This window comes from Hymenobacter seoulensis (assembly GCF_054780535.1).
On sequence record NZ_BAAGWD010000001.1, the window covers coordinates 76,723 to 97,350 of the forward strand.

Annotated in this window: 19 protein-coding genes and 2 tRNA genes; 9 read left to right on the forward strand and 12 right to left on the reverse strand. The window is 55.8% G+C overall.

Going from position 1 to position 20,628, the window contains the following annotated elements; translation table 11 throughout:
• Positions 1-66: 66 nt before the first annotated feature.
• Positions 67-1,020 (forward strand): ADP-ribosylglycohydrolase family protein, encoded by a 954-nt coding sequence (locus tag ACYVHC_RS00335; protein WP_460611666.1) that lies wholly within the window; start codon positions 67-69, stop codon positions 1,018-1,020.
• Positions 1,021-1,134: 114 nt separating this feature from the next.
• Here ACYVHC_RS00335 and ACYVHC_RS00340 read toward each other — a convergent pair.
• Positions 1,135-1,208 (reverse strand) — tRNA-Asp (locus ACYVHC_RS00340).
• Positions 1,209-1,616: 408 nt separating this feature from the next.
• Positions 1,617-1,690 (reverse strand) — tRNA-Asp (locus ACYVHC_RS00345).
• A gap of 254 nt (positions 1,691-1,944) precedes the next feature.
• On the opposite strand from ACYVHC_RS00345, the gene ACYVHC_RS00350 reads away from it, so the two are divergent.
• From ACYVHC_RS00350 to ACYVHC_RS00370, 5 genes are all read left to right on the forward strand, one after another.
• On the forward strand, positions 1,945-2,892 hold the full coding sequence (locus tag ACYVHC_RS00350; protein ID WP_460613117.1) for an acetyl-CoA carboxylase carboxyltransferase subunit alpha: 948 nt from the start codon (positions 1,945-1,947) through the stop codon (positions 2,890-2,892).
• A 123-nt stretch (positions 2,893-3,015) separates the two neighbouring features.
• Positions 3,016-3,864 (forward strand): MBL fold metallo-hydrolase, encoded by an 849-nt coding sequence (locus ACYVHC_RS00355; protein WP_460611667.1) that lies wholly within the window; start codon positions 3,016-3,018, stop codon positions 3,862-3,864.
• Between the two features lie 93 nt (positions 3,865-3,957).
• Complete coding sequence (locus tag ACYVHC_RS00360) at positions 3,958-4,725, forward strand: patatin-like phospholipase family protein (protein ID WP_460611668.1); 768 nt, start codon at positions 3,958-3,960, stop codon at positions 4,723-4,725.
• 79 nt (positions 4,726-4,804) lie between these two features.
• Positions 4,805-5,377 (forward strand): lysophospholipid acyltransferase family protein, encoded by a 573-nt coding sequence (locus ACYVHC_RS00365; protein WP_460611669.1) that lies wholly within the window; start codon positions 4,805-4,807, stop codon positions 5,375-5,377.
• Between the two features lie 87 nt (positions 5,378-5,464).
• Positions 5,465-6,037 carry a hypothetical protein gene (locus ACYVHC_RS00370; RefSeq protein ID WP_460611670.1) on the forward strand — a complete coding sequence of 191 codons (573 nt, stop codon included), beginning with the start codon at positions 5,465-5,467 and terminating at the stop codon, positions 6,035-6,037.
• Positions 6,038-6,112: 75 nt separating this feature from the next.
• Here the strand turns inward: ACYVHC_RS00370 and ACYVHC_RS00375 are convergent, their stop codons facing one another.
• Together ACYVHC_RS00375 and ACYVHC_RS00380 are read right to left on the reverse strand one after the other, a co-directional pair.
• A complete protein-coding gene (locus ACYVHC_RS00375; protein WP_460611671.1) occupies positions 6,113-6,778 on the reverse strand; it encodes a DUF4159 domain-containing protein in 666 nt (221 codons plus the stop codon).
• Between the two features lie 212 nt (positions 6,779-6,990).
• Positions 6,991-7,698: an RsmE family RNA methyltransferase gene (locus ACYVHC_RS00380; protein ID WP_460611672.1), complete on the reverse strand. Its 708-nt coding sequence runs from the start codon at positions 7,696-7,698 to the stop codon at positions 6,991-6,993.
• 306 nt (positions 7,699-8,004) lie between these two features.
• On the opposite strand from ACYVHC_RS00380, the gene ACYVHC_RS00385 reads away from it, so the two are divergent.
• Positions 8,005-9,105, forward strand: a complete 1,101-nt coding sequence (locus ACYVHC_RS00385; RefSeq protein ID WP_460611673.1) for an SDR family oxidoreductase — start codon at positions 8,005-8,007, stop codon at positions 9,103-9,105.
• A 184-nt stretch (positions 9,106-9,289) separates the two neighbouring features.
• Here ACYVHC_RS00385 and ACYVHC_RS00390 read toward each other — a convergent pair whose 3' ends face one another.
• A complete protein-coding gene (locus tag ACYVHC_RS00390; RefSeq protein WP_460611674.1) occupies positions 9,290-10,075 on the reverse strand; it encodes a S1/P1 nuclease in 786 nt (261 codons plus the stop codon).
• A 126-nt stretch (positions 10,076-10,201) separates the two neighbouring features.
• Between ACYVHC_RS00390 and ACYVHC_RS00395 the strand changes: the two genes are divergently transcribed.
• Positions 10,202-10,747, forward strand: coding sequence for a hypothetical protein (locus ACYVHC_RS00395; protein ID WP_460611675.1), 546 nt, complete (start codon positions 10,202-10,204; stop codon positions 10,745-10,747).
• Positions 10,748-10,808: 61 nt separating this feature from the next.
• Here ACYVHC_RS00395 and pckA read toward each other — a convergent pair whose 3' ends face one another.
• Positions 10,809-12,422 carry a phosphoenolpyruvate carboxykinase (ATP) gene (pckA, locus tag ACYVHC_RS00400; RefSeq protein WP_460611676.1) on the reverse strand — a complete coding sequence of 538 codons (1,614 nt, stop codon included), beginning with the start codon at positions 12,420-12,422 and terminating at the stop codon, positions 10,809-10,811.
• A gap of 258 nt (positions 12,423-12,680) precedes the next feature.
• Here pckA and ACYVHC_RS00405 point away from each other — a divergent pair, with 258 nt between their 5' ends.
• Complete coding sequence (locus tag ACYVHC_RS00405) at positions 12,681-14,105, forward strand: peptide MFS transporter (protein WP_460611677.1); 1,425 nt, start codon at positions 12,681-12,683, stop codon at positions 14,103-14,105.
• Positions 14,106-14,366: 261 nt separating this feature from the next.
• Here the strand turns inward: ACYVHC_RS00405 and groL are convergent, their stop codons facing one another.
• From groL to ACYVHC_RS00435, 6 genes are all read right to left on the reverse strand, one after another.
• On the reverse strand, positions 14,367-16,013 hold the full coding sequence (gene groL, locus ACYVHC_RS00410) for a chaperonin GroEL (RefSeq protein WP_460611678.1): 1,647 nt from the start codon (positions 16,011-16,013) through the stop codon (positions 14,367-14,369).
• Between the two features lie 40 nt (positions 16,014-16,053).
• Complete coding sequence (groES, locus tag ACYVHC_RS00415) at positions 16,054-16,344, reverse strand: co-chaperone GroES (RefSeq protein ID WP_045687497.1); 291 nt, start codon at positions 16,342-16,344, stop codon at positions 16,054-16,056.
• A gap of 343 nt (positions 16,345-16,687) precedes the next feature.
• Positions 16,688-17,107, reverse strand: a complete 420-nt coding sequence (secG, locus tag ACYVHC_RS00420; protein ID WP_460611679.1) for a preprotein translocase subunit SecG — start codon at positions 17,105-17,107, stop codon at positions 16,688-16,690.
• Positions 17,108-18,604, reverse strand: a complete 1,497-nt coding sequence (locus tag ACYVHC_RS00425) for a hypothetical protein (RefSeq protein WP_460611680.1) — start codon at positions 18,602-18,604, stop codon at positions 17,108-17,110.
• 158 nt (positions 18,605-18,762) lie between these two features.
• A complete protein-coding gene (locus tag ACYVHC_RS00430; protein ID WP_460611681.1) occupies positions 18,763-19,296 on the reverse strand; it encodes an LptE family protein in 534 nt (177 codons plus the stop codon).
• On the reverse strand, positions 19,277-20,605 hold the full coding sequence (locus ACYVHC_RS00435; protein WP_460611682.1) for a sigma-54 interaction domain-containing protein: 1,329 nt from the start codon (positions 20,603-20,605) through the stop codon (positions 19,277-19,279). The genes ACYVHC_RS00430 and ACYVHC_RS00435 overlap by 20 nt, the downstream gene beginning before the upstream one ends.
• Positions 20,606-20,628: the final 23 nt, after the last annotated feature.

Below are 20,628 nucleotides of genomic sequence, written 5' to 3' on the forward strand. Positions count from 1 at the left end.
CGTGTGTTTTTAGATCTGGTAGCTTTGGCTACCGTTTGCACGGCACTTGCATTTCCCTATTCATCTATGCTGCATTCTATCTTATCAGCTGAACCGCAGCTGCGTGCTGCCCTGTTAGGCCTTGCCGTGGGCGATGCCTTGGGCGTCCCGGTCGAATTTAAAAGCCGCGCCGCCCGTCGCCAGGATCCGGTGGTACATATGCGGGCATATGGTACCCACAACCAACCGGCCGGTACTTGGTCAGATGATGCGTCGCTTACGTTTTGCCTGGCCGAAACCATAGCGGGCGGCTTCAGCCTCCCGAAGCTGGTGCGAACCTGCTGCCGCTGGTACCTCGAAGGTTTCTGGACGCCGCATGGTACTGTATTCGACATTGGGGTAACCACTCAGGAAGCGCTTATTCAACTGGCAGCTGACCACACGCTTTTGCAGGCTAGCGGCCAGGATGAGTACAGCAATGGTAATGGCTCACTGATGCGCATGCTGCCCTTAGCCTTTTATCAGCCTGATGCCTTGCTGCAAGATCGTTTCCAGCTTATTCAGGCGGTTTCTGCCGTTACGCACGGGCATATCCGCTCGGCAGTAGCGTGCTTCCTGTATCTGGAGTATTGCCACCACCTGCGCCTGGGTTGCACCATTGAGCAAGCCTATGCCCGCTTGTGCACAGAAGTGCCCGCGCAGCTGCAGCAACTACATATTCCGGTCCACGAAACCGAGCACTTTGAGCGCATCCTGAGTGGGCGCCTGCCTGATCTGCCCCAATCAGCTATTAGCAGCGGCGGCTACGTGCTGCACACCCTGGAAGCGGCGCTCTGGTGCCTGTTGCGCCACGAAACCTATACTGAAACTGTACTGGCCGCCGTGAACCTCGGCGATGATACCGACACAACCGGTGCCGTGACCGGCGGCCTGGCCGGACTCTACTATGGAGAAGAAGCCATTCCCGCCGACTGGCTGCAGGTACTAGCCCGGCGCCCCGATATCGAGGACCTAGCTCGGCGCATGGCGGTGGCGTTGTAAAGACCTACTAGGGGCGGAATAGGCCGAAACCCCTCTGCTGCCGTTGCCACTGATGAAAAGACGAGGTAGGGGGGAAAGCAAAAGGCCCTTCAGCGCGATGCTGAAGGGCCTTTGCGGTCCGGACGGGACTCGAACCCGCGACCTCCGCCGTGACAGGGCGGCATTCTAACCAACTGAACTACCGAACCGTTTTACACTAACCAGAAAGCCGTGTGCTTTCCGTTATTGTGATGCAAATATAGAAGGTCGATTCTGACCGTGCAAACAAAAAATTGCCCTGGCAGGCACATACGGGCTTTTTTAAACGATATTGTTCTGTTACTAAACAGGATAGAGTGCGTAATTTTTTTTCAAGGGAAGCGCTTTCTGTATGGTTCGACGGAAAACTACCGCTTCATGACCTTCACTGATGTGTATTCCCGTGTGGGTTGTCCCGACAGCAACGAGTAAGACCCATGAGGAGGTTTAGAGCAGGAGTGGAGGTAGCAACTTGCAGCAGTGCAGCACAGAAAACGGCCGGCTGCCGTTGCCACTGATGAAAAGACGAGGTAGGGGGAAAGCAAAAGGCCCTTCAGCGCGATGCTGAAGGGCCTTTGCGGTCCGGACGGGACTCGAACCCGCGACCTCCGCCGTGACAGGGCGGCATTCTAACCAACTGAACTACCGAACCAAGGTTGTTCTACTTCGCTGCCCTAGTGGCGTTGAAGTGGTGCAAAAGTAGAGGGACGAATTGGACTGCGCAACACTACCTCTAAAAAAAGATGAAAAAAGAAGTAGCTTAAATTGTTTCAGGCTGCTGCTCAGGCAGAAAAATTTTTCAAAAATTCGGAAGGAGTGGGCAGTGCGCGGTTTCGACCTCGTCGCTTACCTTTGCTTTCTTCTCAATTCCCCCTCGCAACCTCAACACGCACCCTGCCCGTGGCGATGCTCCTCGATTTTGAACAACCAATTGCCGCTCTCGAAGGCAAGCTCCGTGAAATGCAACAACTGGCCCTCGATAGCCAGGTAGACGTTTCAGCCGCTGTAACGGCCCTCGAAGAGAAAATTCAGGCGCTTAAGAAAGAGACCTACGCCAACCTCACGCGCTGGCAGCGCGTGCAGCTCTCGCGCCACCCCGACCGGCCCTACACCCTCGACTACATTGAGGGCATGACCGAAAAGTTTATTGAACTGCACGGCGACCGCACCGTAGGCGACGACAAAGCCATGGTAGGTGGTTTTGCCGAGCTTGATGGCCGCTCCGTAATGTTTATTGGGCAGCAGAAGGGTCGCAACACCAAGCAGCGCCAGTTTCGCAACTTTGGCATGCCCAACCCCGAGGGCTACCGCAAGGCCCTGCGCCTGATGAAGCTGGCCGAGAAGTTTAACCGCCCCATCGTAACGCTGATTGACACGCCCGGCGCCTTTCCGGGCCTAGAGGCCGAGGAGCGGGGGCAGGGCGAGGCTATTGCTCGCAACCTCAAGGAAATGTTCCTGCTGAAGGTGCCCGTTATCTGCATCATCATCGGCGAAGGTGCTTCGGGTGGTGCGTTGGGTATTGCCATCGGTGACCGGGTGATGATGCTGGAAAACACGTGGTACTCCGTTATTTCGCCGGAATCATGCAGCAGCATTCTGTGGCGCTCCTGGGATTACAAAGAGCAGGCCGCTGAAGCCCTTAAGCTCACGGCTATTGATATGCTAAAGGCTGGCCTCGTAGACGGCATCGTGAAAGAGCCCCTCGGCGGCGCGCATACTGATGCCGCCACCATGATCAAGACTCTGAAAAAGACCATCCTTAAAACCCTCGACGAGTTGGAGGCCCTGCCCCACGAAGAGCGCATCAGTCAGCGGATTGATAAGTTCTCGAACATGGGGGTGGTAGCAGAATAATCGGATAAGCACTCTCTAAATTGTATGAAAAAGCGCAGTCAGGCGGGTACTTCCAGCTGACTGCGCTTTTGCTTTTCAGATCGTTTATTGCTCATTTTTCACTGTTAATTGCTTGTTGAAAAGATGACCGTTCATACCCTCGATACCGGCCTATTTAAGCTTGATGGCGGCGCTATGTTTGGCGTGGTGCCCAAGAGCATGTGGCAGAAGCTCAACCCCGCCGATGAAAATAACATGTGCACCTGGGCGTTGCGCTGCCTGCTGATAGAAGACGGCAACCGGCTCATGCTAGTGGACACGGGTATTGGCAATAAGCAGGACGCCAAGTTTCGGGGGCATTTTTACCTGCACGGCGACGACACGCTGGAAAACTCCCTACGCCAGCGCGGTTTCACCGCCGCCGATATCACCGACGTTTTTCTAACGCATCTGCACTTCGACCACGTGGGCGGGGCAGTAGTGCGCACCTCCGATGAAAAGCTGCAGGTAGCCTTCCCGAATGCCACGTACTGGAGCAACCAGGCGCACTGGGACTGGGCCGTTACACCCAATCCGCGCGAGAAGGCCAGCTTTCTAAAAGAAAATATCCTGCCCGTGCAGGAAAGCGGCCAACTGCGTTTCCTGGAGCCGGGCGCCGCATTGCCGGCGGAACTGGGCGGCCTGCGTGAAATTATCTATGCCGACGGGCATACCGAGAAAATGATGCTGCCGGTGCTGGAGTACAAGGGCCGCACGCTGGTATTTGCCGCCGACCTGATACCAAGCGCTGGGCACGTGCCACTGCCCTACGTAATGGGCTACGACATGCGCCCCTTGGTGACCATGGATGAAAAGGAGCGCCTATTGCGCCGGGCTGCCGACGAAAATTGGGTGCTGGTACTGGAGCACGATGCCCAGACTGAGTGCATAACCGTGCAACACACTGAGCGCGGCATCAGGGCTGCCGAATCGTTTCGGCTAGCAGACCTGTAGGAGCTACGCCAGCAAATACTCCTTGCAAGTGGGGCAACCTTGCGCCTAGGTCTCGTTAAAGGCTAAACCTGAAAAACTCATGACCATTAACCAATGCTAGGACTGGCTTTTTCTGGCGGCGGCGCGCGCGGAATTGCGCACCTGGGTGTGCTGGCCGCCCTGGATGAGCTGGCCCTGCCCATAGGGGAGCTGGCCGGAGTATCCTCAGGGGCCATTGTGGCGGCGTTTTATGCTGCCGGCTTTCCTCCCCGCGAAATCTTGCGTCTGTTCCAGGAGGTTAGCTTGGGTCAGATTACTCGGCTGGCACTCAGCAGCTACGGGTTGCTGCGCATTGATGGGGTAGGAAAGCTGTTCGAACTGCACTTGGGCCCCGATGCGACGTTTGAGCAGTTGCGCCTACCGCTTACCCTAGTAGCTACCGATATCAAGGAAGGCGTGTCGGTACGCTTTTCGGAGGGGCTGTTGATTCCGCCACTGCTGGCTTCTTCGGCGGTGCCCGTGTTGTACCGGCCCGTGGAATACCAAGGGCGGCACCTCGTGGATGGCGGCTTGCTGAATAACTTGCCGGTAGAGGCCTTACTAGGCAAGCCCGGCCTGAAAGTGGTGGGTGTGCACTGTAACCCACCGCACAAAGAGGCGCGAATTAGCACCTTGCGGGGCCTTATTGAGCGGACGCTAAACCTGGCAGTTGGGGCCAATACCTACCCTAGCAAACAGCACTGCCACCTATTGCTGGAGCCGCCAGAGCTGGGTGCTTACCGGATGGCGCAGTACCGAAGGGCCCCTGAGCTGTTTGAAATAGGATACCGCTACACCTTAAGCAAAGCCAAAGAACTGGAAGCGTTACTGGAGCAGGAGTAGGGCTGCGGCGCTTCCGTAACATTTCTCTAGCTTTGAGCTGCAGTAGCCCCCTAGTACCCGGCTACCACTTACTTCCCGCATGGCTGCACGCAAAACCTCTACTTTCTGGTATCTGTTTTCAAAGTTCTGGTTCTGGATTACTGGGTGGCACCTGGGTCCGCAAGTGCCGCCAAACATCAAGAAAAGCATGATGATTGCGGCCCCGCACACCAGCAACTGGGACTTTATGTTTGCCCGGGCCGCCTTTTTCCTGATGGATGTCGATGTTCGGCTAACCATTAAAAAGGAGTGGACTACTATTCCACTGCTAGGGGGGCTGGTGCGCAGCCTAGGCGGCCTAGCCGTCGACCGTAGCAAAAACAATAGCCTCGTCGATGGCATGGTGCAGCTCTTTAATGAGCGCGACGAGCTCGTGATTCTTATCACGCCGGAAGGCACGCGCAGCTACCAGCCCAAGTGGCGCAAAGGCTTCTACCACGCCGCTATGGGTGCCGGAGTGCCTATTTTGCTTGGTTACCTCGACTACAAGAATAAGGAAGCAGGCGTGGGGCCGGCCTTCTGGCCCACCGGCGACTACGAAAAGGATCTGGAGGAAATAAAGGCATTTTACCGCACCAAGCAGGGGCGCTTTCCGGAAAAAGGGGTTCGGTAATACACAAAGGCTAGTAACTATAGGGTAGCCTGGCTTCCGAAGTCCGGATTACCGCTTACCTTAAAGCCTCATTACCTGCTACTGCTCATGGAAAAGGTGCAAACTCTGGTCTGGATTCTAGTTGGTCTGGCGGTATTCGTCTGGCGCATGGTGCAGAAGGCCAAAGCCACCACGGCTCGGGAGCAGCAGGAGCGGCGCTTTTCCCGCCCCGACCCATCCGGAAAGCCACGCCCTGTAGCGCCGGGCTTGCCGGCCACCTCCTTTGAGGAGTTGCTTCGGCAAATGCAAAATCAAAACAAAAGCACGCCGCCCGCCTCAACGCCAGTACCTACTTTTCTGCCCGAAACCACTCCAGCCGGCCGGCCTATGCCGCAGGAGAGGGCGCCGGCCGCACGTAGTCTGGAAATGGAGCAGCGCAATGCCCGCTCCCTGGAGCGGCAAGCCACTACCGCCCGCTCGCTGGAGACCACCCGAAAAGAAGCGCGCCTAGCCTCTACGCTTCCCCGAACAACCACGCAGCATCGCAACGAGGATTACTGGAGCCGGCCAGAAGTGGCTGCGCAAACCTCTACGCGCGCTACCGTTGCTGACTCGCTCCGGAACCCCGCCAGCGTGCGCGCTGCCTTTGTGCTCAGCGAAATTCTGCAGCGGCGCTTCTAGGCTCTCTTTCAAGCCAAACCCCGCTGCCTCTAAACTGGGGCAGCGGGGTTTGGCTTTTACTGTGGTTTGCTAGGCTTAGTCCTGCGTTAAAGCATAGGTAACCAAGTTGGCGCCCATCTTCAGCGCTGCTTCGTGGGTAGCAGGTGTGTCTTCGGGGTAGGTGCCGAGGTCTTCCCAGCCGTTGCCTAAGTCGCACTCATAGCTATAGAAGCATACCAGGCGGCCTTTGTACAGCAGCCCGAAGCCTTGGGGGCGCTTGCCATCATGCTCGTGCACTTTGGGCAGGCCGCGCGGAAACTGAAATTTCTGGTGGTACACCGGATGCGAGAATGGCAACTCCACAAACTCCAGATCCGGAAATACCTTCTTCATTTCCGGCCGGATAAACTTATCAAGGCCGTAGTTATCATCGATGTGCAGAAAGCCGCCGCCAATAAGGTAGCGCCGCAGATTACGCGCCTCCGCATCCGTAAACGACACGTTGCCGTGCCCCGTCATGTGAATGAAAGGATACGTGAGCAGTTCCGGCGAATCCAGCTCCACGGTGGCCTCCTCGGGATTGATGTTGGTTTTTAGCGTCTGGTTGCAGAAGCGGATGAGGTTGGGCAAGCTCGTTTTATTCGCGTACCAGTCGCCGCCCCCGCCATAGTGCAGCTTGGCAATGCGGAAACTGGGCGCCACCGGTGCGGCGGCAGTAAGCAGCACGAGCAGGAGCAGGGCCGGAAGCAGAAACTTCATCATAGAGTAAAGATGCGCAAAAATGGGGTAAGCAGCTACGCCATAACTGAAGCGGTTGCCTGGCAGGTTCCGGCTGTGGGCACGGGTAGTGCTGCGAACCGCTGTATACTAGTTTTTAAGAACAACCAACTCTCACATACGGTACACTCCCGGTTTTTGTAAGTGGTCTGCTTTTGAAGTTCAACAGCCTTATATGGTGCCTGTTGCCGTATTGCTTATGCCAGTTCCCGGGCAATATGCACCGTGTGCACAGCTGCTAGCGCGGCAGTTTCGGTTCGGAGCCGGGAGGCACCTAGCGTAACCGGCCGGATGCCCAGGGCAAAGGCCGCTTCAATTTCCTGGGGCGTAAAATCACCTTCGGGGCCAATAAGCACGCAGCAGCCGTCGGCGGCAGCGGCCACGCGGGCCAGCGGCGTCCGCTCGCCATCCTCAAGGTGGGCAATAAACGTGGTGGCTGGGTTTGCGGTGGGCAGGAACCTAGTAAAATCGGTGAGTTCAGTGAGCTCCGGCAGCCACGCCTGCCCCGACTGCTTCAGGGCACTGACGGCAATTTTCTGAAGCCGCTCCAGCTTCAGCTCGCGCCGCTCAGAGCGGGCGCACCGCAAAAACGTCATTGTATCGACGCCCATTTCCACGGCTTTCTCTACCAGCCACTCCATTCGGTCGAGGTTTTTGGTGGGCGCTACAGCCACATGCACGTGGTAGGCGCGGCGTGGCACTTGTTCTTCGCTCACAACCCGCAGCCGGCAGCGCTTTGCGTCCGCCGTCTCTACCTCAGCTTGGTACACACCGCCGCGCCCATTCACCAGCACCACCGCGTCGCCGGTTGTCAGGCGTAGCACCCGCACGGCGTGCTTGCTTTCGTCTTCGGGTAAGGTGTAGGTCGGGAGCGTAAGGTCGGGGGCGAAGAAGGTGTGCGGCATACGGCAAAGCTACGCTGAAACCAAGAGGTTTGCCTGCTCGCAAGTGCGTTGGGCTCCTGTACAAGCAAGCGTTTTATTGAATCTACTAGCTAGCAAATCAGCTTAAACCCTGCTTCTTTCATGGATTAGGAAATTGTTGGCAAAGTCGCTGAAATAGAGTATAAGGTATTTTAAATCAGGTAGATACGCTCAAACTTTCGTTCATTCAGGGAGTTGAAAAGGCCAAAATTTTAATTGTCCAGTTCTGGCCCCCGGGTTTTTATCCGCGTACTGTAGGGTATCACTTACTTTTAATCTGATACCGGTATGGCAGTTAAACTGAAAAAACTCAAGGATCAAACCATAGTCATCACGGGTGCTTCGTCGGGTATTGGGCTGGTAACGGCGCGCATGGCAGCCAAAGCTGGTGCTCGGCTTATATTGGCCGCTCGTAGCGAAGACGCCCTGCGCCAACTCACCGATGAAATCAACCAGGCCGGTGGCCGTGCTACTTACGTGGTGGCCGACGTAAGCAAAACCGAAGATGTACAGCGCCTGGCGCATGAAGCTTCTACTGTGTTCGGCGGCTTCGATACCTGGATTAACAATGCGGGCGTGTCCATTTATGGCAAGGTGGAAGAGGTGCCGCTGGAAGATATGCGTCAGCTGTTCGAGGTAAATTTCTGGGGCTTGGTAAACGGCTCCTTGGAAGCATCTAAACATCTGAAATCCAAGGGCGGCGCCATTATCAATGTGGGCAGTATTCTCTCAGATGTTACGGCCATTCTGCAAACCATTTATAGCGCCAGTAAGCACGCCGTGAAAGGCTTTACTGATGGGCTTCGGATGGAACTGGAGATGGACAACGCGCCCATTTCCGTTACCCTAATCCAGCCCGCCGCCATCGACACGCCATACCCCATTCACTCCAAAAACTATATGGAGCGGGAAGCCCAGCACGCACCACCCGCGTACGCGCCCGAAACTGTGGCCCGCGCTATTCTGCATTGTGCCGTTACGCCTGAGCGCTCGGTGGTAGTAGGCGGGGGGGGCAAGGCCATGATTGGCATGGAGCACTGGACCCCCGGACTGCTCGATAAATTCATGGAGAAGTCGTTTTCTAAGCAGGAAAAGGCAGATTACGCGCCCCGGCCCTTACCGCAGAACGCCCTCGACCGGCCTATGGGGTCTTTAGAGGAGCGCGGCAACTACCCCGGGCACACACGCGAAACCAGCTACTATACCGAAGCCACCACGCTAGGTAGCCCCGCCCTCCGAACCGCGCTATTGGTAGGTGCTGGGGTAGCGCTGGCTACTTGGCTAGGAACCAAAAGCAAAGGCGGCAATAGCAACGGTAACGGATCTGTCTCTTCGCCAGCGGCGGCAGATAAAGACTACAGCCACACCCTCGCTTATCATGATAACTAGGCCTTTCTAGTCGCCAAACCGTACGGCTAGTACTACCTCGCATTCCATATCACAACCGCACCTCTGTAGCCTTCGGGCGACCTAGTGCAGAGTTGTACTACAGACGAATACAGCACAAAGCCCCGATACGCAGATGTATCGGGGCTTTGTGCTGTAGCAAGACCTAATAAAGTGCTGTGGCTGATTATCCCAGCACTTGGTTCAGCAGGCCGGCTAGCCGCACTCCAGCTTCCACAATACGCTGGCGCATCAGGTCAGCGTGAGCTGGGTAGTACTTGTAATCTACGTCGGTGCCGGCCGGGGTTTCTTGGTAAAGCTTCTCGGAGGCCGAGTACGATTCCCACAGCCACTGTTCTGCCGGCGCGCTCTGCAACTCCCGCACCTGTCTGCGCTTTAGCTTTTGGTCGTATTGCGTCGCCATTTCAGTGTATGTCAGGCCCTGGTAATCGAGCAGGCCGCTGTCCCAGAGGCTGTGCAGGTTGGTATCCTTGCCGCGGTATTTCAGCTTGATGTCATTACCGCCTTTATCCTCGGCGTGGCCCGTGTGCATGGGTTGGTGCACATCCCCCACGATGTGAATGACGAATTTCAGCGCCGCGACACGCTCCTCGCGGGTTTTGGTTGGGTCGGCTAGTTCCTTGAGCTTGGTTTCCAGAGCCGTATAGGCGTTGGCCGTCGTCTGCGTCTTGATTGCCTGCACGTACTGGTCGTGGTTCAGGCCCGAAGGCGTATTTACGTAATGCCAGGGGGCCGTATCCTTGAACTCCGGGTAGTAGCGGATTTCATCGGGCCAGGTGCTCACCAGCGTCATGGTTTCGGTGCCTAGCAGGCGCTGTACTTCCTTCCGGGCTTTCCGGCTCAGGTGATTTTCGGCAATTTTGCCAACCGCGCGGTGCCCATCGGCGCCCCAAGCCCACAGTGTGAGCGGGGAGAGCAGCAGAAGAAACAGCGGAAGAAGACGCTTACGCATACAAATGGAAGAAGAAGGGTAAACTATTTTGGGTAAAATTACTGCGTTTCGCGAAAGGCTGGGGCTAGTGCTTCAGGTATCCTACCGTAAAAGTTTACTTGAGCACCCTAACCAGACGGCTCTCAGATGATTTCGGTGAAAGCAACAAGCGAGTATTGGTCTGGGCTTTCGTTTGACTACATCATCACCTATTCGCTACACCGTGGGCCTAAATGGGACCAGCTGCTGGCTGTTTTGGCCAAAGAGAAGCAAGTCAATCGAAGGTTGCTTGTATCGGCTGATTCATTTCAGCTAGCTGCCCTGCGCTCCCGGCTTAAAGAAATTGAGCGCCAAAACGGTGTAGGCCCCCGGCTGACAGACGAAAACAACAGCTATAATATCACGGCCAGTCCGGTAGCTACGTTGCGCCGCGATTCTGAGGCTGTCACTGGGCTGGAACGAATCTTCCTGACCCCTTACAGAGACCGCGACTCCTGGATGTGCGCGCCTGTTTTTCGAGATGCGCTAGCCTTTTACAGTGCCCAAGATGAGCTGGTAGGCGTGCTGAATATCTGTTTTCAGTGCAGCATTATGCAAACCGAAACTGGCGAAGAGATAACCGCCGATGTAGCAGTGTACCCCAGGCTGCAACACCTGTTGTGCGGGCTGGGGCATGAGATACAAGAGTTGTGATAAAAAGCAAAAATCCCTGCTGACCGAAACCAGCAGGGATCTTACTAGGTAGCTAAAGCAGCTAAACGCTGGCGGCTACTTCTGCTTTGGGGGCGCCCGCCAGAATTTCTTCATTGGCGTAATCGGCGTATTTCTTAAAGTTGGCCACAAACTTCTGCGCCAGATCGGCAGCCGTGTGGTCGTACTCCTCTTTGCTGGCCCACGTGTCGCGCGGATCCAGAATTTCGCTCGGCACGCCAGGAACGGAAGTCGGGATTTCTACACCGAAGACGGGGTGTTTGTGGAACTCCACGTCGTTCAGCTCGCCGTTGAGGGCGGCCGTAATCATGGCGCGGGTGTAGCTTAGCTTCATGCGCGAGCCTACGCCGTACGAGCCGCCCGTCCAGCCGGTGTTCACCAGCCACACGTTCACCTCGTTTTCGTCCATTTTCTTACCTAGCATTTCCGCGTACTTGGTGGGGTGCAGGGGCAGGAACACGGCGCCGAAGCACGCCGAGAAAGTAGTTTGAGGCTCGGTTACGCCCATTTCAGTGCCGGCTACCTTCGCCGTGTAGCCCGACATGAAGTGGTACATGGCGTGGCACTTATCCAGCTTGCTGATGGGAGGCAATACGCCAAAAGCATCGGCCGTCAGGAAGAAGATATTCTTGGGCGCATCGGCCACGGAGGGCTCAATGGCGTTCGGAATGAAGTTGATTGGATAAGCCGTGCGGGTGTTTTCCGTTACCGACTTGTTAGCGTAATCTACCGTGTGGGTGCCGGGCACAAAGCGCGTGTTCTCCACGATAGAGCCAAACTTGATGGCATTCCAGATTTCCGGCTCTTTCTCCGCCGACAGGTCGATTACCTTGGCGTAGCAGCCACCTTCAAAGTTGAAAATACCAGCATTAGGTGTCCAGCCGTGCTCATCATCTCCAATCAGGCCGCGGTTTGGATCGGCGGAGAGGGTAGTCTTGCCCGTGCCCGAGAGGCCGAAGAAGATAGCCGTGTCACCGTCTTTGCCCACGTTGGCAGAGCAGTGCATGGGCAGCGTTTCCCGCTCGTGGGGCAGGAGGTAGTTGAGCACGCCAAAAATGCCCTTCTTCATCTCACCTGCGTAGCCGGTGCCACCAATCAGAATCATCTTCTTGGTGAAGTTCAGAATAGCGAAATTTTTCTGGCGGGTACCATCTACGGCTGGGTCGGCTTCAAAACCGGGGGCGCAGATGATGCTGAAATCAGGCGTCCAGCTGGTGTCGGTTCCCTCGCTGGGACGCAGGAACATGTTGTAGCAGAACAGGTTGTGCCAAGCTAGCTCGTTCACAACACGCAGCTTCAGCTCATAGTCGGGGTTGGCCCCAGCGTAGGCATCGCGCACGTACAGCTCCTTGTCTTCCAGGTACTTCACCATTTTCAGGTGTAGCTGGTCGAACTTGTCGGCGTCGAAGGGAATGTTAATGTCGCCCCACCATACACTGTCTTCAGTGTTGGCGTCTTTCACCACAAAGCGGTCTTTGGGCGAGCGGCCGGTGAAAGCACCGGTATCGGCCATAAGCGCGCCGGTGTCGGTGAGAGTGCCTTCGCCTCGGCGCAAAGCTTCTTCCACCAGCTCGGCTGGGGTGAGGTTGAGGTGTACCTGGGCAGCGTGGGAAATACCCAGAGGGGCGAGGCGGGCGTTGGCGGCAGAGTCCATCATAAAAAAGGGCCGAAAACGTGGGTTGGGGTTGGGTGGGAAATGGGGGAATTCAGAAACAAAAATAGACAAAAACCTGATGGGAGCACCGTTTGGGTGAAAAAATAGCGAAAATTCGCTAGGGGCGCATATCAGCTAAGCCGGGTACTTCGCCTAACGCTTGTTAGCACAACAGGGTTAGGAAACTTTTGTAGCTTTACCAACCTGCCATGCGGTTGCAGCCGCGGGTGTTTCCCAATCACTTCTTTTCATTCACCTTTCATGCAAACCACCTCCGCTATTCAGGAGCAGCCTAGTACCCAGCAGGGGCATCCTCCGGGGCTCTATCTTTTGTTCTTCACGGAAATGTGGGAACGGTTCAGCTACTACGGTATGCGGGGCCTGCTCATGCTCTACCTCTCGAAGACAGCTATAGAAGGTGGCTTGGGCATTGATGCTGCCAGCGCTTCCCTTATCTATGGTTACTTCACCGGCTTCGTGTACCTGACCCCTATTATCGGGGGCTGGATTGCAGACAAGTATATCGGGCAGCGGCGGGCTATCCTTATGGGCGGCCTGACCATGGCGCTGGGACAGTTTTTCCTGTTCATGCAGCCTGCCCTGTCAAAAGAGGCGTTTTTCTTTGGGCTGCCTTGGCCTACGGTCATTGGCCTGTCGATGCTGATCCTGGGCAACGGTTTCTTTAAGCCTAATATCTCGACCATTGTAGGAAAACTGTACGAGCAAGGCGACCCACGTCGGGATGCCGCTTTTACCATTTTCTACATGGGTATCAACACGGGCGCCTTCCTGGCCCCGCTGGTGTGCGGCTACTTTGCCGAAGACCTGTTTGCCGCCAAAACGGTAGTAAACGGCGTGGAGCAGGTGGCTAGTTACGGTTTCCGCTACGGCTTCCTGGCCGCTGGTGTGGGCATGTTGCTGGGCCAATTGGCCTTTAACCTGCTCGGCAAGCGCTACCTCGGCGACGTAGGCATGTACCCCGAGGGCCGTAACGAAGACAAAACGGTAACGAAAGCGCCGCTAACCAAAGAAGAAACCGACCGTATGGCCGTAATCTTCATTATCACGCTGTTTGTGGTGTTCTTCTGGGCTGGTTTCGAGCAGGCCGGTTCTTCCCTCACGCTGTATACTGATAAGTTTATCGACCGTGAGGTTGGCGGCTTCCTGATTCCAACTTCATGGTTCCAGTCCGTAAACGCCGGCTTCATTGTATTGCTGGGCGCACCAGTAGCAGCCCTGTGGGTGTATCTGGGCCGCCGTGGCAAAGACCTGAGCATTCCCGTGAAAATGGGATTAGGCATGGTGTTGCTGGGCGTAGGCTTCCTGTTCATGGTGGGCGCCGTAATGGAGCGTGGCGGCGACGTAGCCGATCAAACCATTAAAGCCAGCATCTGGTGGCTGATTGCTACCTATTTCTTTCATACCATTGGCGAGCTGTGCCTGTCGCCGGTGGGCCTTTCCATGGTGTCGCGTCTGTCGCCGGCCGCGCTTACCTCCATGTTGATGGGCGTGTGGTTCCTAGCCCCCTTCGTGGCGCAAATCGCCGGTGGCTACATTGCCGCTTACGTGGAAGAACTGGGTGCTCTGAAGGTATTCGGCCTGATTGCCGGCTTCGTGATTCTGGCCGGCCTGATTCTGATTGCCATTGCCAAGAAGCTCTTCCACATGATGCACGGACGCGGCTAATTTCGTCTGTCATTACACGTAAAACGCCCCGCCGAATATATGTTCGGCGGGGCGTTTTGTTATATATACACGAGGCTAGTACCAGTTAGCAGCGCCATAGGTAGAGCGGCGTATTCTAAGCTAAAGTGGCGGTGGAATATTCTGTAAACTAAGAAAAGACTAGGTCTCCTTGCACACCAAACCCTAACACAAAAAAATCCCCACCGGAGCAATGTCCGGCGGGGATTTTTACTAGGTCAGCTACGCTGGCCAAGTGGCTGATTACATCATGCCACCCATGCCGCCGCCCATACCGCCCATGCCACCACCGGCACCAGCAGCACCTTTATCGTCTTCCGGCTCATCCGAAATCACGCACTCGGTGGTCAGGAGCAGGCCAGCAATAGAAGCGGCATTCTCCAGGGCCAGACGCGTTACTTTGGTTGGGTCAAGAATACCAGCAGCCATCAGGTTTTCGTAGCGGTCTTCGCGGGCGTTGTAGCCAAAGTCTCCTTTGCCTTCGCGCACTTTCTGTACCACTACTGAGCCTTCACCACCAGCGTTGGCCACGATGGTACGCAGCGGAGCTTCGATAGCCGTGCGGATGATGTTTACACCCGTGCGCTCGTCGCCGTTCAGGGTATCAACAGCTTCCAACGACTCCAGCGCACGCACCAGCGCAACGCCACCACCTGGTACCACACCTTCCTCAACGGCAGCGCGAGTAGCGTGCAGAGCATCGTCAACGCGGTCCTTCTTCTCTTTCATCTCTACCTCCGTAGAAGCACCGATGTAGAGGATAGCTACACCGCCCGACAGCTTGGCCAGACGCTCCTGCAGTTTCTCCTTGTCGTAGTCGGAAGTAGTGGTGCCGATTTGCGACTTGATTTCGTTGATACGGCCCGAAATCGTGTCTTTCTCACCACGGCCGTTTACGATGGTCGTGTTGTCTTTGTCGATGATAACTTTCTCGGCCTGACCCAAGTACTCCAGCGTAGCGCTGTCGAGCTTGTAGCCACGCTCTTCTGAAATTACGGTACCACCCGTCAGCACGGCAATGTCTTCCAGCATCGCCTTCCGACGGTCGCCGAAGCCAGGAGCCTTCACGGCCGCAATTTTCAGCGAGCCACGCAGCTTGTTCACTACCAAAGTAGCAAGAGCTTCGCCGTCCACATCTTCCGAGATGATAACCAGGGGCTTACCAGTCTGAACTACCTGCTCCAGTACGGGCAGCAGCTCCTTCATGGTGCTCACCTTCTTGTCGTAGATCAGGATATAGGGGTTGTCGAACTCCGCCTCCATTTTCTCCGGGTTGGTCACGAAGTAAGGAGAGAGGTAGCCACGATCGAACTGCATGCCTTCCACCGTTTTTACTTCGGTTTCGGTGCCGCGAGCTTCTTCTACCGTGATAACACCTTCTTTGCCAACCTTGTCCATGGCATCAGCAATCATTTTGCCGATTTCCATGTCGTTGTTGGCCGAAATAGCGCCTACCTGCGCAATTTCTGAAGAGTTTTCAATCTTCTTAGACTGCTGCTTCAGGTTCTCCACAACGGCTTTCACCGCCTTGTCGATACCACGCTTCAGGTCCATGGGGTTAGCACCAGCAGCTACGTTCTTCGAGCCGGCAGCGTAAATAGCCTGGGCCAGCACGGTAGCAGTCGTAGTGCCGTCACCAGCCTGGTCGGCGGTTTTGCTGGCTACTTCTTTTACCAACTGGGCGCCCATGTTTTCAACCGGGTCGCTCAGTTCAATTTCTTTAGCTACCGTCACACCGTCTTTGGTGATGGTGGGGGCGCCGAATTTCTTATCGATAACCACGTTGCGGCCTTTCGGACCCAGGGTTACCTTCACTGCATTTGCTAGTTTATCAACGCCGCGCTTCAGCTTGTCGCGGCCATCGGTATCGAATTGGATGTTCTTAGCCATCTTGGGTTCGGATAGTGGAAATCAGAGAGGAGAGAAAAGCTTACAGTACGGCGAAGATGTCTGACTCCTTCATGATGAGGTAGTCCTGGCCATCTACGGTGATTTCAGTGCCGGCATATTTGCCATACAGCACTTGGTCGCCGGCTTTTACCTGCGGCTTGATGGTAGTGCCGTTATCGGCAACTTTCCCTTCGCCTACGGCAACTACTTCGCCACGCTGGGGTTTTTCCTTGGCCGTGTCGGGGATGATAATACCCGATTTGGTTTTCTCCTCGGCAGCGGCCGGCGCGATGATAACGCGGTCAGCCAGCGGTTTGATGCTAAGCGACATATTGTACGTTTTGGTTGAAAGGTTTACTTGTGGTAAGACGGTGCATGCGGTGCTACACTTCTTGTGCCAGCTAGCAGAAACCTGACAGAATGGACGCCTAACCGCCAGCTAAACGTCAGATTTGCACCGTAACCCTGTCAGGAATGTCAGAATATGCATTTCCTTGGTCGGTAGCCCGCGCCGCTATTACGCCCAATAGGTAGGACTAGTTAAGTTAATGCAGATGAAAATTTGGGCATTCTACGTACCTAATGCCTGCCTTGCCTTGGATGCCGCTACAGCAAAAAGCCGGTAGCTCCTGCAAAAGGAACTACCGGCTTGTATGCCAAAGAGAACGTGTTACTTACTGGGCCGGAGCCGGTGCAGGCTGGGTAGCCGGAGCGGTGCCAGGAACCGCCTGAGGAGTAGCTGCTGGAGCGCCAGCGCCTGGGGCTGCCGGAGCACCCGGAAGCGTAGCACCCGGAGCAGGTGTAGCTGGAATACGGGTTTCAAGGGCTTTCTGCTGGTTAACGCTCCGAATCGGACCGTTTTCAGAGGCACCGCCAACGATGTGCGTGCCCAAGCTAAGTACCATGAGAGCAATAGCGAAGCCCCAGGTGAGCTTTTCCAGCAAGTCGCCGGTGCGCTTCACGCCCATGAGCTGAGCAGCACCGCCAGCGCCAAATTGGCTGGAAATTCCACCGCCTTTGGGGTTCTGGGCCAATACTACTAACGCCAGCAGCAGGCAAATGAAAAGAATCAGGGCAATAAGAGCGTAGTACATCTACTCGGAAAGTTGTTGCAGTTGTTGAATTTGCTCGGCAAAATACGCCTTTTTTTCGGGCTGACGCTCCATTAGGCGCTCATATATTTCAATAGCTTTATCCTTCTTGCCCTGGCGCACCATGATTTTGGCCAGACTTTCGGAGGCCAGCGCGGGAGCTACGCTGGTGCTGCGCACTGATAAATCGGTTTGCTCATCGGCGGGCAGTGGCACACCGGCGGGCGACTTGATGCGCGGCTTGTTGGTCAGGAAGCGGTTAATTAAGTCCAGCGACGACGCCTTCGGTTTTGGACGGTGTGCGGCCATATGGGCCAGCAGCAGTGCATCGGGCTCGAAGAAAGCGGTCAAGGGCAAATCGAGCGTAAACCCGTCGTGCGGTTGCAGGTCGTAGCCCAGCCGGCTGCCGGCGGCCAGGGCGTAGCCTAGGTCCTCATCGGCATGAAACGGCGCCGTTACTATTGGAATCGGAATGTCCTTGATAACACTGGGTAGCGCCTCCAGGCTATCTGGGTCTTCGCTCAGTTCAGGCAACTGATAGCTGGAAGGCTCCGGTAGGGCCGGCTCAGTCAAGCCAAATTCAAAGCGGGAAATACCTGCTTCAGCAGGCGGCCGAATAGGCGGCGCCATAGCAGGCAGTATATCGTCATCGGCTGCTTGCTTCTCACTATCCTGCTCGAGCGTACTGCTTTCCGTCGTCGGCGCTGAGGTTTCGGACGTAGCGGGGGCTAGTGTCTCGTCGCCGGGAAGCACTATCGAAAGCTCATCCGATGTCTGTGCATCAGTTGCAGCTTCAACCTCAGATTCAACAGGCGTAGCACCAGGAAGATCTGCTAGGTGCTCTTCGGTTGGGAAGTCTGCGGGCTCCTCGTTTGCCTCTGGAAGTGCACTGTGCTCTATGGGGGTTATAACCGTTGGTTCCTCTTCAGTCGTTTCAGTTTCAGAGGAAGAAAGGGCTAGCGGATTTACACTTTCCGAAATTTGTGGCTCTTCTGTTGCCTGTTCAACCGGCTCCGGTTCAGTAAGTTGAACGGTCGTGTCGTTATATGTTGCCTCAGGCTCCGCGTCGGTGATTGTCTCCGCGCTAGCTATTGAATCGGGAGCAACTGCCTTGGGTAGGTTTGGCTCCTGCTCGGGGGTAGTAACTATGGTAGCTGGTTCGGCCACAATTGGAGCGGCCGGAATGGCTGCCGCTACGGAGGCTACTGCTTTTTCGGGTGCACTAAGGGGCTGCTCCGGAGCGGCTTCAACGGTAGAGACGGGGGCCGCCGTTTGCTCCAGCAGCTGGCGCAGCAACTCCCGGTCGGGCGCGTAGGTGGCGGCCCGGCGCAGGCGCTGGCTGGCGAGCATGCTGCCCCGGTCGTGGGCAGCTTTGGCCAGCAGCATGTGCGCAGTTTGGCAATACGGAAACGCGGCCGCCAGCTGTTCCAGCTCCCGGACTTCGGCTTCCGAAATTCCGTTTACATGGTCCAGGATGTGTAAGAGCGACGCGCGGGTCATTGAAAAGGGTACTTTAGAAGTGAAGCCTGCCTAGTAAAACAGGGGCGACAAAGGTGCGTGAATTTAGGCAGGAAACCGATTGTAATCTTGGCAATTTCGCGCCAGATCAAAGAATCACAGCGGGAAATAACGAGCTTCTGTCCTGGATTTTTAACGTGCTACCAGTTGGCTACCGACTTGTTGAATGCATCCGTAATGATGTTGCGAAATAGCTCCCGCAGAGCCGTCGGGTCGTTGTTAATGCTGGTAATGTCGCGGGTGGCGGGGAAGGGGCGGGTAGTTTGCAGTGTCTGCTCGAAGTCCTGCTTCGGGTCTTTGCTGTTCGTGAATTTTACCCGCACCTGAATGGTGAGCTGGTTGGCGCCGGCCTGGTCTTGTCCGTTTTGCTGCTGAATGGCGGCGGGGGCAAAATCATAGGCAATGATCTGACCCTCAAACTGTAGGTCGCCGTCGCGGGGTACCAGTTTCAGGGTAGTGTTGCGCTGGAAATAGTCCTTGAAATCCTCCGTAAAGCGTTGCGCCAGAAAGGAAGGGCCATTGTTGGCGTTATTGGCGAAGGTGGCTATAGATATCGTCTCAACTGACGGGTCAATATTAGTACCGCTAAAGGAATAGATGCCGCAGCCGCTAAAGAGGGGTAATACCAACAGGAGCAGAAGCCCGCCTATCCACTTACGCTTGTTCCAGGTCATACTGCTTTAGTTTGCGGTAGAGGGTGCGCTCCGAAATGCCCAAATCGTGAGCGGCATACTTACGCTTATTGTTGTGCTTTTTGAGGGCTTTGATAATCATTTCCTTCTCCTTGGCTTCCAGGGAAAGGGTTTCCTCTTCCGTTTCGTGCGGAATGTCTTCTACACGCTGCACCTCTTCTTCCTCATAATCCGTCGCATCATCCATGCTCAAATCGCGCGAGTTCAGGATGTACTCCGAGTTGCCGTCCGGTGAAGCCTGGCGTAGGGGGCGGCCCGCCGGGCCTTCGTAGGGAGCCACGTTCACGTTGGAGAAAAGGTGGCTGTTTTGGCGCAGCAGCTCCTGCGTTTCGTGCGGCCGCTGTCCGCCGGCTAGGTCCAGCACCAGCTTTTTCAGGTCGGTCATGTCGCGGCGCATATCAAACAGCACCTTGTACAAAAGGTCTCGCTCGGAGTAGGCATTGCCGGCCCCATCTGTGGCAGAGCCGGCGGCGTGTACCAGCATGGGTAGGCGGCTGCTTTGATCGGCGGGCAGGTAGCCGCGCAGGCGTCGCGAGTCTACCTCGCGGTCGGTCTCCAGCACCGACATTTGTTCGGCCACATTCTTGAGCTGGCGGATGTTGCCGGGAAACCGAAAGCGCTGCAGCTCCTGCACCGCATCCGGAGAAAGGCTGACGGGTTTTACGCGGTAACGGTCGGCAAAATCAGTAGCGAACTTTCTAAACAGTAAGTAGATATCATCGCCTCGTTCACGTAATGGTGGAACCGTAATGGGCACCGTGTTTAAGCGGTAATAGAGGTCTTCGCGGAAGCGTCCTTCGCGCACAGCGTCCAAGAGGTTCACGTTGGTAGCGGCCACCACGCGCACATCGGTCTTCTGTACTTTGGAGGAGCCAACCCGAATGAACTCCCCGTTTTCCAGCACGCGCAACAGGCGCGCCTGCGTGCCGAGCGGCATTTCTCCAATCTCATCCAGGAAAATGGTGCCGCCATTGGTTACCTCGAAATAGCCTTTGCGGGCCTCCTGAGCACCAGTAAACGAGCCCTTCTCGTGGCCAAATAGCTCTGAGTCAATCGTGCCCTCAGGAATAGCGCCGCAGTTGATGGCAATGAACTGGCCGTGTTTGCGGGGTGAAAGGGCATGAATAATCTTCGAAAACGACTCCTTGCCAGAACCACTCTCGCCAGTAATCAGCACCGTCATATCCGTAGGGGCTACCTGCGCGGCCACCTGGATAGCGTAATTCAGCGACGGCGCATTACCGATGATGCTGAACCGTTGTTTAATCGATTGTATTTCGGAAGGAGTCAAGGTCGGAAGTAGGTTTTCGTGGG